Consider the following 12,790-nt stretch of genomic DNA (forward strand, 5'->3'; position numbering starts at 1 on the left):
CAGTCTAAGAGAGCGCGGGCTCGAACCAGGTCCCTATGTCGGCGCCCGCGAGGGCCTTGTCGACGAGGTCGGCGCTGGTCACGAGCACACCGATCCCGGACGCGGCCGCCAGTCGGGCGGCGGACACCTTCGTCGCCGCTCCCCCGGTGCCGACACTGTTGACGACCGTCGAGCCGAACTCGAGGCCTGAGAGATCGGCGTCCGGAGCGACGACGTCGATGGGCTCAGCGCTTGGGTCGGACGGCGGCTTGGTGTACAGCGACTCGATGTCGCTGAGCAGCACGAGCGCATCCGCCTCGATCAGCTGGGCCACGAGCGCGCCGAGGCGGTCGTTGTCGCCGAATCGGATCTCCTGCGTCGCGACCGTGTCGTTCTCGTTCACGATCGGCAGGATGCGAAGACCGAGAAGTCGCTCCATCGCCCGTCGCGCGTTGCTGCGCGAGGTCGGATTCTCGAGATCACCGGTCGTGAGCAGCACTTGTCCCGCGACGATGTCGAAAGGACGCAGCGACTCCTGGTAGCGGTACACGAGGATGTTCTGTCCGACGGCGGCTGCGGCCTGCTGAGTGGCCAGGTCCGTGGGGCGAGCATCGAGACGCAGGAACGGGATGCCCGTGGCGATCGCTCCGGAGGAGACGAGGATCACCTCGGCCCCGCGCGCGTGCGCTGCCGCCAGTGCCTCCACCAGAACGGGGATGCGCCAGGAGGACTCCCCGCTGATCGAGGAAGACCCGACCTTGACGACGATCCGTGAGGCTGTGGCGAGATCCGCCCTCGTGCGGGCGGTCACTCCCCGTCCTCGCGGTAGGCCGCGAGCCGCTGAGCCTCGACCTCGGCGCGAGCCTCGGCCTTGGCATCCATGCGCTCGTAGTAGTTCTCACGACGCTCGGAGGTGGTGCGACGCCCGTTGGGGGCGAGACGCGGGTCGGTGCCACGGGGTGCGGTCATCAGCTCGGCCGCAGACGTCATGGTGGGCTCCCAGTCGAAGACGATGCTGTCGCCCTCGCCGATGACGACCGTCGACCCCTGCACGGCACCGAGGCGGAAGAGCTCGTCCTCGACGCCCAGCTTCTCGAGACGGTCGGCGAGGTAGCCCACCGCCTCTTCGTTCTGGAAATCGGTCTGCTGGACCCAGCGCACCGGCTTCTCGCCGAGGATGCGGTAGACGTTGCCGTAGCTGCCGCCCTCGACGCGGATCTCGAAGCCCTTCTTCGGGCCACGCGGGCGAAGGATGACGCGCTCACGCGGGACCTCGGTCGCGGCGAGCTCGGCACGGTGCTGGTCGACGATCTCGCCGAGCGCGTAGGTCAGCGGGCGCAGACCCTCGTGCGAGATCGTGGAGATGTCGAAGACACGGAATCCGCGAGCCTCGAGGTCGGGGCGCACGAGGTCTGCGAGGTCGCGGGCCTCCGGCACGTCGATCTTGTTCAGGGCGATGAGCTGCGGGCGCTCGAGCAGAGGGGTCTGCCCCTCGGGAACCTCGTATGCGGCGAGCTCCCCCAGGATGACATCGAGGTCGGAGATCGGGTCGCGACCGGGCTCGAGCGTTGCGCAGTCGAGCACGTGCAGCAGTGCGGTGCAGCGCTCGACGTGACGGAGGAACTCCAGTCCGAGACCGCGTCCCTCGCTCGCTCCTTCGATGAGTCCGGGGACGTCAGCGACCGTGTATCGCGAGTCCCCTGCCTGCACGACACCGAGATTGGGGTGCAGCGTGGTGAAGGGGTAGTCGGCGATCTTGGGGCGTGCGGCCGAGATCGCGCCGATCAGGCTGGACTTGCCCGCCGAGGGGTAGCCGACCAGAGCGACGTCTGCCACGGTCTTGAGCTCGAGGATGACATCGCCCTCGTACCCGGGGGTCCCGAGCAGCGCGAACCCGGGAGCCTTGCGCTTCGGGGTGGCGAGTGCGGCGTTGCCGAGTCCGCCATGCCCGCCCTTGGCGACGACGTAGCGCTCACCGGGCTCGATCATGTCGATGAGCACCTCGCCGGCCGGGTTCTTCACCACGGTGCCGACGGGAACGGGAAGCTCGAGATCCTCGCCCATGAACCCCGCACGGTGGTCGCCCATTCCGGGGCCGCCGTTTCCGGAGCTGCGATGCGGAGAGTGGTGGTACGAGAGGAGCGTTCCCGTCTGCGTGTCGGCGACGAGCACGACGTCGCCGCCATCACCGCCGTTGCCGCCGTCGGGGCCGCCGAGCGGCTTGAACTTCTCGCGGTGCACCGAGACACAGCCGTTGCCGCCCTTGCCCGCGCGCAGATGCAGCGTCACGGTGTCGACGAAGCTGACCATGTCTCTCTCCTCAATTGATGCGGCCTGAGATGTGGACTCGGCCGGAAACGCAGATTCGGGACGGGCCGAAGCCCGCCCCGAATCGGATGACTAGTGTCGTGCTGTGATCACTCAGCAGCGGCGACGATGTTGACGACCTTGCGGCCGCCCTTCGCGCCGAACTGGACCGCACCGGCGGCCAGAGCGAACAGAGTGTCGTCGCCACCACGGCCGACGTTCACGCCGGGGTGGAAGTGCGTGCCGCGCTGGCGGACGATGATCTCGCCGGCGAGAACCTGCTGTCCACCGAAGCGCTTGACGCCAAGTCGCTGAGCGTTGGAGTCACGACCGTTACGGGTGGAGCTTGCGCCCTTTTTATGTGCCATGTCCTGGTCTCCTCGGTCTTTACTTGATGCCGGTGATCTTGACGCGCGTGAGCTCCTGGCGGTGGCCCTGACGCTTCTTGTAGCCGGTCTTGTTCTTGTACTTCTGGATGATGATCTTCGGGCCGCGGAGGTTGCCGATGACCTCTGCCGTGACCTTGACCTTCGCCAGCGAATCAGCGTCGGTGGTCACCGAGGCGCCGTCGACGAGCAGCACTGCGGCCAGCTCGATCTTCTCGCCCTGTGCAGCCTTGACACGGTCGAGCTGAACGATCGTGCCGACCTCGACCTTCTCCTGCCGCCCACCGGCGCGCACTACTGCGTAAACCACTTCATACCTGTTTCGTTGGGGAGCTCGCGGCTCCGAGATCTCACGGGAAGACTGTTGCTTGCATGCATCGCGGGGCGACGGGCACGAACGCAAGACTCTCCGCTCCGACCGTCCAGGACGACGCGGCATACGCACCAAGGGACTACTTTACCGGATGCGGGACACTGTGGCAAAACGTGCCGCCCGGTGTGTCCGGTCATAGGCTGAAGGGATGACCGTTCTCGTCGATGACCCCCTGTGGCCTGCGCACGGACGCCTGTGGGCTCATCTCGTCAGCGATGACACCCTGCAGGAGCTGCACGACTTCGCGAGGGCGCATGACGTGCCCGCGCGCGCGTTCGATCTCGACCACTACGACGTTCCGGAAGAGATCATCCCCCGGCTCCTCGCCGCCGGCGCACAGCATGTCGGCGGCAAGGAGCTGGTCAGGCGGCTGATCGCCTCAGGACTCCGAATCCCCGCTCGCGACCGGCGCTGACGGCTCGGAGTTCACCGAGACGGGCGTGCCTGTGAGGGCAGCCGTCGAGACGCGGCGACGACCGCGACCCTGACCGGGCGCCTTCGGCTCGGGAAGAGCATCGAGCACCGAATCGAGCAGCGCCTCCGCCGGGGACTTCGGCGACGACTTGCGGTCGGATCCACGCTTCTTGCGAGGCTTCTTGGCGCGCTCCTGCGGTGCGGTCGCTTCCGTCGGCTCAGCCACGGGAGCGACGGCCTCTGCCGGCTCGTCGGCATTCGGAGTGCGCGTCGAGGCTGCGATCTGCGCGAGTGCCGACTTCGCTCCCTCGGGGATGCTGTGCGTCGTCACCGCGGCCGGAGCAGCGCTCTGCGACTGACCGTTGCCGCCGCGCTGGCGACGGTTGGACTGAGAGCTGCCGTTCCCGTTGCCGTTGCCGTTCCCGTTGCTGCTGGAGCGGTGCTTGACGACGGGGTCGTGGTGGACGATGACGCCGCGGCCGGCGCATACGTCGCACGCCTCGCTGAACGTCTCGAGCAGGCCGAGGCCCAGCTTCTTGCGGGTCATCTGCACGAGGCCGAGCGAGGTGACCTCGGCGACCTGGTGCTTCGTCCGGTCCCGGCTGAGGCACTCGATCAGGCGACGCAGAACCAGGTCGCGATTGGACTCGAGCACCATGTCGATGAAGTCGACGACGATGATGCCGCCGATGTCACGCAGCCTCAGCTGGCGGACGATCTCCTCGGCCGCCTCGAGGTTGTTCTTGGTGACGGTCTCCTCGAGGTTTCCGCCCGAGCCGACGAACTTGCCGGTGTTCACGTCGACGACGGTCATCGCCTCGGTGCGGTCGATGACCAGCGAACCACCCGAGGGCAGCCACACCTTGCGGTCGAGCGCCTTCTCGATCTGCTCCGTGATCCGGAAAGCGTCGAACGGGTCGGTCTCGTCCTCATACGACTCGACGCGCTCGAGGAGGTCGGGTGCGACGCTCTCGAGGTAGGCGCGGATCGTGCGCTGCGCGTCCTCGCCCTGGATGAGCATCTTCGTGAAGTCCTCGTTGAAGACGTCGCGGACGATCTTGACGAGGAGGTCGGGCTCGGCGTGCAGCAGTGCGGGTGCCTGCTGGTTCTCGACCTGCTTGCGGATGTGCTCCCACTGACTGGTGAGCCGCTGGACGTCACGCGTGAGCTGGTCCTCGGTGGCGCCTTCGGCCGCCGTGCGGACGATCACGCCGGAGGATTCGGGCAGGACCTCCTTGAGGATGCGCTTCAGGCGCGTGCGCTCGTTGTCGGGAAGCTTGCGGCTGATGCCGTTCATCGATCCGCCCGGCACGTACACGAGGTAGCGGCCCGGGAGCGAGATCTGGCTGGTCAGACGCGCGCCCTTGTGGCCCACCGGATCCTTGGTGACCTGCACGAGGACGCGGTCGCCCGCCTTCAGCGCGAGCTCGATGCGACGCGGCTGGTTGCCGGTCTCGACGCCGTCCCAGTCGACCTCACCGGAGTACAGCACGGCGTTGCGGCCGCGGCCGATGTCGACGAACGCTGCCTCCATGCTCGGCAGCACGTTCTGCACGCGACCGAGGTAGACGTTGCCGATCAGCGATGCGTCCTGGTTGCGAGCGACGTAGTGCTCGACGAGCACGCCGTCTTCGAGGACGCCGATCTGCGTGCGGCCGTTCTTGGAGCGGACGACCATCTTGCGGTCGACCGACTCGCGACGCGCGAGGAACTCCGCCTCGGTCACGACCGGGCGACGACGACCTGCGTCACGTCCGTCGCGGCGGCGCTGCTTCTTCGCCTCCAGGCGCGTGGAGCCCTTGATGGCCTTCGGCTCGGTGATGTACTCCACGACGCGCTGACGGGGCTGGCGCGGTTCCTCGCGCTGCTCCCGCGGCTCACGCTGATCGCGAGTGTCGAGGTCGTCCGAACCGCCGCGACGACGACGGCCGCGGCGACCGGCCGGCTCGTCCTGCTCGCGGTCGGCGATGCGGTCGAACACACGCTCGCGACCCGTGCGCGCAGGAAGCGGCAGGACCTCGGGTGCGTAGAAGTGCAGCTGGGTCGAGACCTGCGAGACGAAGACCTCGGGGAGCAGCCCCAGCGAGACGGCGGTGAGGGGCTTGGGCTCCTCCGGCTTCTCGGGTGCGGTCTCGGCAGCGGGCTTCTCGGCAGCGGGCTTCTCGGCAGCGGGCTTCTCGGCAGCGGGCTGCTCGGGTGCGGCTTCGACAGCGGGCTTCTCTGCAGCGGCGTCGGGCGCGTCCTGCGACGGAGCCTCCGCAGCCGGGGCATCCTCAGCCGGGGCATCCTCTGCCGGGGCATCCTCTGCCGGGGCATCCTCGACGGGAGCCTCTTCAGCAGGAGTGTCCTCAGCGGGAGCCTCCTCAGCAGGAGCATCCTCAGCGGGAGCCTCCTCAGCAGGAGTCTCCTCGGCCGAGGCGGTCTCGCTCGTCGAACCCTCACCGTCGGCCGGAGCTTCGGATGCTTCAGCCTCCGGAGCGTCGGCGACTACCTCTGCGGGCGCGTCAGCATCCGCAGTGAAGTCGAGGGTAGGGGCGTCGTAGTCATTGTTCTCATCGGCCATCTCTGGCTTGCTCCTCGCGCGGACACTTCGTGTTCCGCTAACTCTCATGCGACACCCGCAGGTGTCGCGAACTCATTCGGTGTGCGACCGGCCCATGGCTCTGATCACGAGGGGCATACGGCCCCGAAGTCTGCGTCGATGCGCGCCACGACGGGGTCGAGCGATGCATCACAGGCCATTATCGCACCAAGTGCCCCGGTTCGCGGCATCCTCGCGACTCCGGGTCGTTTTCTCCGGCGCGCTCACGCCCGATACATAGCGATCGCTGAGAGAATCCACACATGAGCGAGCAGCGCACCCGCCCCGTCGTCTATGCCGTGTGGTTGATCATCGCGAGCGTCATCGGCTGGTTCGCCGCCTTCCAGCTGACGGTCGAGAAGTTCGTGCTTCTGGAGAACCCGACCGATGCGCTCGCCTGCGATGTGAGCCCCTTCATCCAGTGCAGCAAGAACCTCGGGTCCTGGCAGGGTGAGATCTTCGGCTTCCCCAACCCGCTGCTCGGACTGACCGGGTGGATGGCCCCGTTGGTGATCGGCGTCGCGATCCTCGCCGGGGCGAGGTTCCCGCGGTGGTTCTGGGCGGCCTTCGGCGCGGGGATCACCTTCGCCTTCGGACTCGTCTGCTGGCTCATCGGCCAGAGCCTTTACGCCGCGAACCTCGGGGTTCTGTGCCCGTGGTGCATGGTGACGTGGGCAGTGACCATCCCGACCTTCTTCGCGACGATGCTGCATCTGACCCGCAACGGCACCTTCACACGGAACGAGAAGACCCGGGAACGCGCCGACAAGCTGATGGTCTGGGTTCCGCTGGCCACCATCCTGGCCTACGCGGCCATCATCATGATGGCGCAGCTGCAGGGCCTGGACTTCCTCGGCGAGATGGCGCGCATCATCTTCTGACCCCGCCCGGACATGACGAAGCCCGCCGCACGATCTCGTGCGGCGGGCTTCGTCGTGTGCGGATCGGTCAGTCGAACCAGATGCCGAGCTCGCGTGCGGCCGACTCGGGGCTGTCCGAGCCGTGCACGAGGTTCTGCTGCACTTTGAGACCCCAGTCGCGGCCGAAGTCGCCACGGATCGTGCCGGGCGCGGCGGTGGTGGGGTCGGTCGTGCCGGCGAGCGAGCGGAAGCCCTCGATCACACGGTTGCCGGCGAGGCGGATGGCGACCGACGGGCCCGAGAGCATGAACTCCAGGAGCGGCTCGTAGAAGGGCTTGCCCTCATGCTCCGCGTAGTGCTCGGCGAGCAGGTCGCGGTCGGGCTCGACCAGGCGGATGTCGACGAGGGCGTAGCCCTTCGCTTCGATGCGCGCCAGGATCGTGCCGGTGAGGCCGCGGGCGACACCATCGGGCTTGACGAGGACGAGGGTTTCTTCGGTGGCCATGTCATTCACTCTCTGTCTGAGTCTCAGTCGTGGGCCCGTCGGGACGTCGTGCGTCCAATCGGGCCCCCATGATCGTCGCATACCCCCACATGCCGCCGAAAACCACGACGACGAGCAGGATCGCGGGGACCAGGATAGCTGCCAGAGCGATGACGACCTGCAGGACCCAGCCCGCCGTGATCGCCCACGGCTTCGTGATCATGCCGGCGAGGGCGAGGCAGGCGAGCCCGACGACGGCACCGCCGACGATCCCCCACCATTGCGGGATGCCTGCGGGCAGCGTCTTCAGACCGAAGACCGTGAGCCCCGCGAGGAAGACGACGATGGACTCGAAACCGAGCACGATCGGCGCCAGCTTCTGCACCAGAGTGCGTGGGGGACGCGGCGGACGGGCCGGGCGGGATGCGGCGGTCACGCGCGCCATCCCGACTTCCAGTCCTCTTCCTCGGCGAGAGCGATCGCCTCGCCGGCGAGCACGACCGAGCCGGCGATCACGACGGCCCGGCGATCCGATGACGCCGCCCACTCGCGCGCGGCGTCCGCTGCCTCGGCGAGCGTCGGGTGCACCGTCGCGCGCTGTCCCGTCGACTCGACGAGATCGGCGATGAGATCCGCGTCGCTCGCACGGTCGGACTCGGGCGCTGTGGCGAACACATGGGCCGCCGCGGGTGCGAGCTTCGAGACGATACCGGCGGCATCCTTGTCCGCGAGCACGCCGAGCACCACACCCCACTCGTCGAAGTCGAAGCTGTCATCCATCGCCTGCACGAGCGCGGCTGCGCCGTGCGGGTTGTGCGCAGCATCCACGATCACCGTGGGAGCGATGCCCAACAGCTGAAGTCTCCCCGGCGAAGTCGAGCCCTGCAGGCCCTCCGAGATGATGTCGGCGGCGATCGGCTGCTGCGCCCCGCCGATGAGCGACTCCACGGCTGCGACCGCGAGGGCCGCGTTGTGTCCCTGGTGCGCTCCGTACTGGGGCAGGTACTCCTCGACATACGCTCCGGCGAGACCGCGGATGGTCAGCAGCTGTCCTCCGACGGCGAGCTTCTGCTCGGCCAGCCCGAACTCCTCGCCTTCGAAGGCGATCGTGGCATTCCTCTCGGCAGCGACACGGCGCAGCACCTCGGCGGCCTCCGCGGGCTGCTGGGCCGACACGACGGCAGCGCCCTCCTTGATGATTCCCGCCTTCACGGTCGCGATCTCGGCGATCGTGCCGCCGAGACGATCGGCGTGGTCGATGTCGATGGGCGCGAACACCGCCACATCACCGTCGGCCGTGTTGGTCGAGTCCCACTCGCCGCCCATTCCCACTTCGAGGACGAGCACGTCGACCGGGGCATCCGCCACCGCCACGAAGGCGAGCACGGTGAGCAGCTCGAAGAACGTGAGCGGCTCCTCACCCGCTGCCTCGAGTTCGGCGTCGACGATCTCGACGAACGGTTCGATCTCGTTCCAGGCGTCGACGACGGCGGCATCCTCGATCGGCTCTCCATCGATCACGATGCGCTCGGTGAAGCGCTCGAGGTGCGGACTGGTGAAGAGGCCCGTGCGCAGCCCGTGCGCGCGCAGCAGGGTCTCGATCATGCGAGCGGTCGAGGTCTTGCCGTTCGTACCCGTGATGTGGACGACGCGATACGTGCGCTGCGGATCGTCGAGATACGCGAGGATGCGCGCTGTGCGCTCCTTGCGCGGCTGCACCCAGCGCTCCCCCGCACGGCTCAGCAGCTTGTCGTAGACGGCATCGGCCTTGTCGCGTGCGCTCATGCGGCGGGCTCCTTCGTCGTGACGTCGATCGTGACGATGATCGGACGCTTGTCGGCGCCCAGGGCGGTCGCACCACTGCGGAAGACGCCGTCACCGGGGCTGGTGACCTCCTGCACGAGGGTGTCCATGTCGTCGGTCGCCTGCACCGCGAACGCGACGGCCAGGGTCTCCCCCGCGATCAGGTCCGCATGCGCCTGCAGCGCCTCGGCATCGGCCGGGCCCACGTTCAGTGCCAGAACGATGCGGTCGCTCACATCGAGGTCCGCATTCTTGCGGGCCTCCTGCACGACGCGGATGGCGTCTCTCGCCAGTCCCTCGGCTTCGAGCTCAGGAGTCGTCGTCGTGTCGAGCAGCACGAATCCGCCGCTCGGCACGATCGCGAGCGCCTCCCCCTCGGGCCGGCCGGTGGTCTCGAGCACGAGGTCGTACTCGCTCGGCTCGAGCACGATGCCGCCCGCGGTCACGACGCCGTCGACCTCCGACCAGTCGCCGGACTTCGCGGCCTTGATCACCGTCTGCACGTTCTTGCCCAGGCGCGGACCCGCCGCACGGGCGTTCACGCTCAGCCGGTGGCTGATCCCGTATCCGCCGGCGGTCGTGTCCGACTGCTGGACGAGCTCGACCGACTTGACGTTGAGCTCCTCGCGCAGGATGTCCTCGAACTGGCCGAGCGTGGCCGCCAGAGGTGACACCACCGTGAGGCGTGCGAGTGGCAGCCGCACACGGAGCTTCTCCTTCTTGCGCAGGGCGTTGCCGACGCTCGACAGCTCGCGAACGGCATCCATCGCGTCGCGGATCTCGTCCGCCGCGGGGAACGCGGTGTCATCCGGCCAGTCCTGCAGGTGCACGCTGCGTCCGCCCGTGAGCCCCTGCCACACGCGCTCGCTGATGAGCGGCACGAGAGGCGCGGCGACCCGGGTCAGCGTCTCGAGCACCGTGTAGAGCGTGTCGAAGGCGTCTGTGCTCGACCCCTCCCAGAACCGGTCGCGCGAGCGACGGATGTACCAGTTGGTGAGCACCTCGGCGAAGTCGCGCAGACGCGCGGACGCGGTCGTGGAGTCGAGACCCTCGAGGTCCGCTCGCACCTCGCGCACCAGGTCGCCGAGACGAGCGAGGATGTAGCGGTCGAGGACGTCGGTCGAATCAGTGCGCCAGGTCGCCTCGTATCCGCCGGGCTTCGCCGCGTTGGCGTACGTCGCGAAGAAGTACCACGAGTTCCACAGCGGGAGCAGGAACTCGCGCACGCCCGAGCGGATGCCCTCTTCCGTCACTGCGAGGTTGCCGCCGCGCAGCACCGAGCTCGACATGAGGAACCAGCGCATCGCGTCGGAGCCGTCGCGGTCGAGCACCTCGGAGACGTCCGGATAGTTGCGCAGCGACTTCGACATCTTGTAGCCGTCGTTGCCCAGGACGATGCCGTGGCAGCTGACGCCCGTGAACGCCGGTCGATCGAACAGCGCCGTCGAGAGCACGTGCATGACGTAGAACCAGCCACGCGTCTGCCCGATGTACTCGACGATGAAGTCGGCGGGCGCATGCGTGTCGAACCACTCCTGGTTCTCGAACGGATAGTGCACCTGCGCGTACGGCATCGAGCCGGAGTCGAACCACACGTCGAAGACGTCCTCGATGCGGCGCATGGTGCTCCGGCCGGTCGGGTCATCGGGGTTCGGACGGGTGAGGTCGTCGATGTACGGGCGGTGCAGATCGATCTCGCCCTCGGGGTTGCGCGGGAGCGTGCCGAAGTCGCGCTCCATCTCCTCGAGCGAGCCGTAGGCGTCGACGCGCGGGTACTCGGGGTCGTCGCTCTTCCAGATCGGGATCGGCGAGCCCCAGTAGCGGTTGCGGCTGATCGACCAGTCGCGCGCGCCTTCGAGCCACTTGCCGAACTGGCCGTGCTTCACGTTCTCGGGCACCCAGGTGATCTGCTCGTTGTTCGCGAGCAGGTCGTCCTTGATGTCGGTGACGCGGATGAACCAGCTGGACACGGCCTTGTAGATCAGGGGGTTCCGGCACCGCCAGCAGTGCGGGTACGAGTGCACGTAGCTCTGCTCGCGCAGGAGGCGTCCCTCGGTGCGCAGCAGGCGGATGAGCGGCGTGTTCGCGTCCATCCACAGCTGCCCGGCGACGTCGGTGACGTTCGGCAGGAATCGTCCGCCATCGTCGAGCGACAGGATCGTCGGGATGCCGGCAGCACCGGCCACCCGCTGGTCGTCCTCACCGTAGGCAGGAGCCTGGTGGACGATGCCGGTGCCGTCGCTGACCGTGACGTAATCGTCGACGAGGATGCGCCAGGCGTTCTCCGTGCGGTAGGTCTCGGCGTCGGCGTAGTAGTCGAAGAGCCGGTCGTAGGTGACGCCCTCGAGCTCGGCTCCGCGCACCGTCGCGTCGACGGCGGCGAGCGCCTCGTCGAGGCTCTCGTATCCGAGCTCCTTGACGTAGCCGCCGAGCAGCTCACGCGCCAGAAGGTAGCGGTGGGCCGAGGCCTCGACGGCGGCATCCGTCGTTCCCGCGACCTGGTGCACGTCGGCAGCTCCTCCGGGACCGGCGGGCAGCACGACGTACTCGATGTCGGGGCCGACGGCGAGCGCGAGGTTGGTGGGGAGGGTCCAGGGGGTGGTCGTCCAGGCGAGTGCCCGCACGGCGGTGAGACCGAGGGCCTCAGCCTTCGCACCGGTTAGCGGGAACGTGACGGTGACCGACGGGTCCTGACGGTTCTGGTACACGTCGTCGTCCATGCGCAGCTCGTGCGCCGACAGCGGGGTCTCGTCGCGCCAGCAGTACGGCAGCACGCGGTATCCCTCGTAGGCGAGTCCCTTGTCGAACAGGGTCTTGAACGCCCAGAGCACGCTCTCCATGTAACCGAGGTCGAGCGTCTTGTATCCGCGCTCGAAGTCGACCCAGCGAGCCTGACGAGTGACGTAGTCCTGCCACTCATGCGTGTACTTGAGCACCGAGTCCTTCGCCTTCGCGTTGAAGACGTCGATGCCCATCTCCTCGATCTGGCTCTTCTCGGTGATGCCGAGCTGCTTCATGGCCTCGAGCTCGGCGGGCAGACCGTGGGTGTCCCAGCCGAAGACACGATCGACCTTCTTGCCGATCATGGTCTGGAATCGCGGGAAGACGTCCTTGGCGTAGCCCGTGAGCAGGTGCCCGTAGTGCGGCAGGCCGTTGGCGAACGGCGGGCCGTCGTAGAAGACCCACTCGTCTTCGCCCTCGCGCTGCTCGATCGAGGCGCGGAAGGTCTGATCGGTCTCCCAGAAGTCGAGCACCTCGCGCTCGATCTGAGGGAACCGAGGGCTCGGGGCGACGGAGGCAGCCTGGTCGGCGGCGGGGCCGAAGGAGGAACGCGGGTAGGTCATGTCGTCTCGCAGGAGTCGTGGCGGATGCTGCTGCGAGGACGATCCGTCCGGCTTGTCGTTCCGGGGACCGCGGTACCACCTCGCGTGCCGCGCCTCACGGCGGAGCCACTCTCACTGCGGCTGTGACGGGCCTGCCCCGCTCGGTTCTACTGAGTCCGCCCTCGCGAGCCGACCGTTCTTCCGAGAGCTCCCCGGTGATGTCCGGATCACAGCTCTTGTCTCCCATTGTACGCGCGGTGCGGCGCGTGCGCCTCCTGCC

General features: G+C 67.9%; 11 protein-coding genes. 2 read left to right on the forward strand and 9 right to left on the reverse strand.

The annotated features are described in order from the left end of the window. Positions 1-4: 4 nt before the first annotated feature. From proB to rplU, 4 genes are all read right to left on the reverse strand, one after another. Entirely contained in the window at positions 5-790 is a 786-nt protein-coding gene (proB, locus tag BMW26_RS10120) for a glutamate 5-kinase (RefSeq protein ID WP_072591410.1), read from the reverse strand. Continuing rightward, positions 787-2,289, reverse strand: coding sequence for a GTPase ObgE (obgE, locus tag BMW26_RS10125; protein WP_053096582.1), 1,503 nt, complete (start codon positions 2,287-2,289; stop codon positions 787-789). The genes proB and obgE overlap by 4 nt, the downstream gene beginning before the upstream one ends. A gap of 107 nt (positions 2,290-2,396) precedes the next feature. Continuing rightward, positions 2,397-2,654, reverse strand: a complete 258-nt coding sequence (gene rpmA, locus BMW26_RS10130; protein ID WP_028501603.1) for a 50S ribosomal protein L27 — start codon at positions 2,652-2,654, stop codon at positions 2,397-2,399. Between the two features lie 19 nt (positions 2,655-2,673). Further along, positions 2,674-2,982, reverse strand: coding sequence for a 50S ribosomal protein L21 (rplU, locus tag BMW26_RS10135; protein WP_072591411.1), 309 nt, complete (start codon positions 2,980-2,982; stop codon positions 2,674-2,676). A gap of 211 nt (positions 2,983-3,193) precedes the next feature. Between rplU and BMW26_RS10140 the strand changes: the two genes are divergently transcribed. Continuing rightward, on the forward strand, positions 3,194-3,460 hold the full coding sequence (locus BMW26_RS10140) for a DUF4031 domain-containing protein (RefSeq protein ID WP_053096584.1): 267 nt from the start codon (positions 3,194-3,196) through the stop codon (positions 3,458-3,460). On the opposite strand, the gene BMW26_RS10145 is transcribed toward BMW26_RS10140, so the two are convergent. Beyond that, positions 3,425-6,022 carry an Rne/Rng family ribonuclease gene (locus tag BMW26_RS10145; protein WP_072591412.1) on the reverse strand — a complete coding sequence of 866 codons (2,598 nt, stop codon included), beginning with the start codon at positions 6,020-6,022 and terminating at the stop codon, positions 3,425-3,427. The genes BMW26_RS10140 and BMW26_RS10145 overlap by 36 nt on opposite strands. 281 nt (positions 6,023-6,303) lie before the next feature. Here BMW26_RS10145 and BMW26_RS10150 point away from each other — a divergent pair, with 281 nt between their 5' ends. Next, positions 6,304-6,921, forward strand: a complete 618-nt coding sequence (locus BMW26_RS10150; RefSeq protein ID WP_072591413.1) for a vitamin K epoxide reductase family protein — start codon at positions 6,304-6,306, stop codon at positions 6,919-6,921. A 67-nt stretch (positions 6,922-6,988) separates the two neighbouring features. Here the strand turns inward: BMW26_RS10150 and ndk are convergent, their stop codons facing one another. Genes ndk through ileS form a run of 4 tightly spaced genes read right to left on the reverse strand, consistent with a single transcriptional unit; the run spans position 6,989 to position 12,531 of the window. Next, positions 6,989-7,405: a nucleoside-diphosphate kinase gene (gene ndk / locus BMW26_RS10155; RefSeq protein ID WP_029261664.1), complete on the reverse strand. Its 417-nt coding sequence runs from the start codon at positions 7,403-7,405 to the stop codon at positions 6,989-6,991. A gap of 1 nt (position 7,406) precedes the next feature. After that, complete coding sequence (locus BMW26_RS10160; RefSeq protein ID WP_053096593.1) at positions 7,407-7,829, reverse strand: DUF4233 domain-containing protein; 423 nt, start codon at positions 7,827-7,829, stop codon at positions 7,407-7,409. Then, a complete protein-coding gene (locus BMW26_RS10165) occupies positions 7,817-9,169 on the reverse strand; it encodes a bifunctional folylpolyglutamate synthase/dihydrofolate synthase (RefSeq protein ID WP_072591414.1) in 1,353 nt (450 codons plus the stop codon). Before BMW26_RS10165 ends, BMW26_RS10160 begins: the two co-directional genes overlap by 13 nt. After that, positions 9,166-12,531: an isoleucine--tRNA ligase gene (gene ileS / locus BMW26_RS10170; protein ID WP_072591415.1), complete on the reverse strand. Its 3,366-nt coding sequence runs from the start codon at positions 12,529-12,531 to the stop codon at positions 9,166-9,168. The genes BMW26_RS10165 and ileS overlap by 4 nt, the downstream gene beginning before the upstream one ends. Positions 12,532-12,790 lie beyond the last annotated feature (259 nt).

Origin of the sequence: Microbacterium sp. 1.5R (assembly GCF_001889265.1) — a bacterium.
Classification (GTDB): Bacteria; Actinomycetota; Actinomycetes; order Actinomycetales; family Microbacteriaceae; genus Microbacterium.

Coding starts and splice junctions, on each gene's coding strand:
- obgE (WP_053096582.1), bottom strand. CDS start 2,289: ATGGTCAGCTTCGTCGACACCGTGACGCTGCATCTGCGCGCGGGCAAG.
- ileS (WP_072591415.1), bottom strand. CDS start 12,531: ATGACCTACCCGCGTTCCTCCTTCGGCCCCGCCGCCGACCAGGCTGCC.
- rpmA (WP_028501603.1), bottom strand. CDS start 2,654: ATGGCACATAAAAAGGGCGCAAGCTCCACCCGTAACGGTCGTGACTCC.
- BMW26_RS10140 (WP_053096584.1), top strand. CDS start 3,194: ATGACCGTTCTCGTCGATGACCCCCTGTGGCCTGCGCACGGACGCCTG.
- BMW26_RS10145 (WP_072591412.1), bottom strand. CDS start 6,022: ATGGCCGATGAGAACAATGACTACGACGCCCCTACCCTCGACTTCACT.
- ndk (WP_029261664.1), bottom strand. CDS start 7,405: ATGGCCACCGAAGAAACCCTCGTCCTCGTCAAGCCCGATGGTGTCGCC.
- BMW26_RS10150 (WP_072591413.1), top strand. CDS start 6,304: ATGAGCGAGCAGCGCACCCGCCCCGTCGTCTATGCCGTGTGGTTGATC.
- BMW26_RS10165 (WP_072591414.1), bottom strand. CDS start 9,169: ATGAGCGCACGCGACAAGGCCGATGCCGTCTACGACAAGCTGCTGAGC.
- BMW26_RS10160 (WP_053096593.1), bottom strand. CDS start 7,829: ATGGCGCGCGTGACCGCCGCATCCCGCCCGGCCCGTCCGCCGCGTCCC.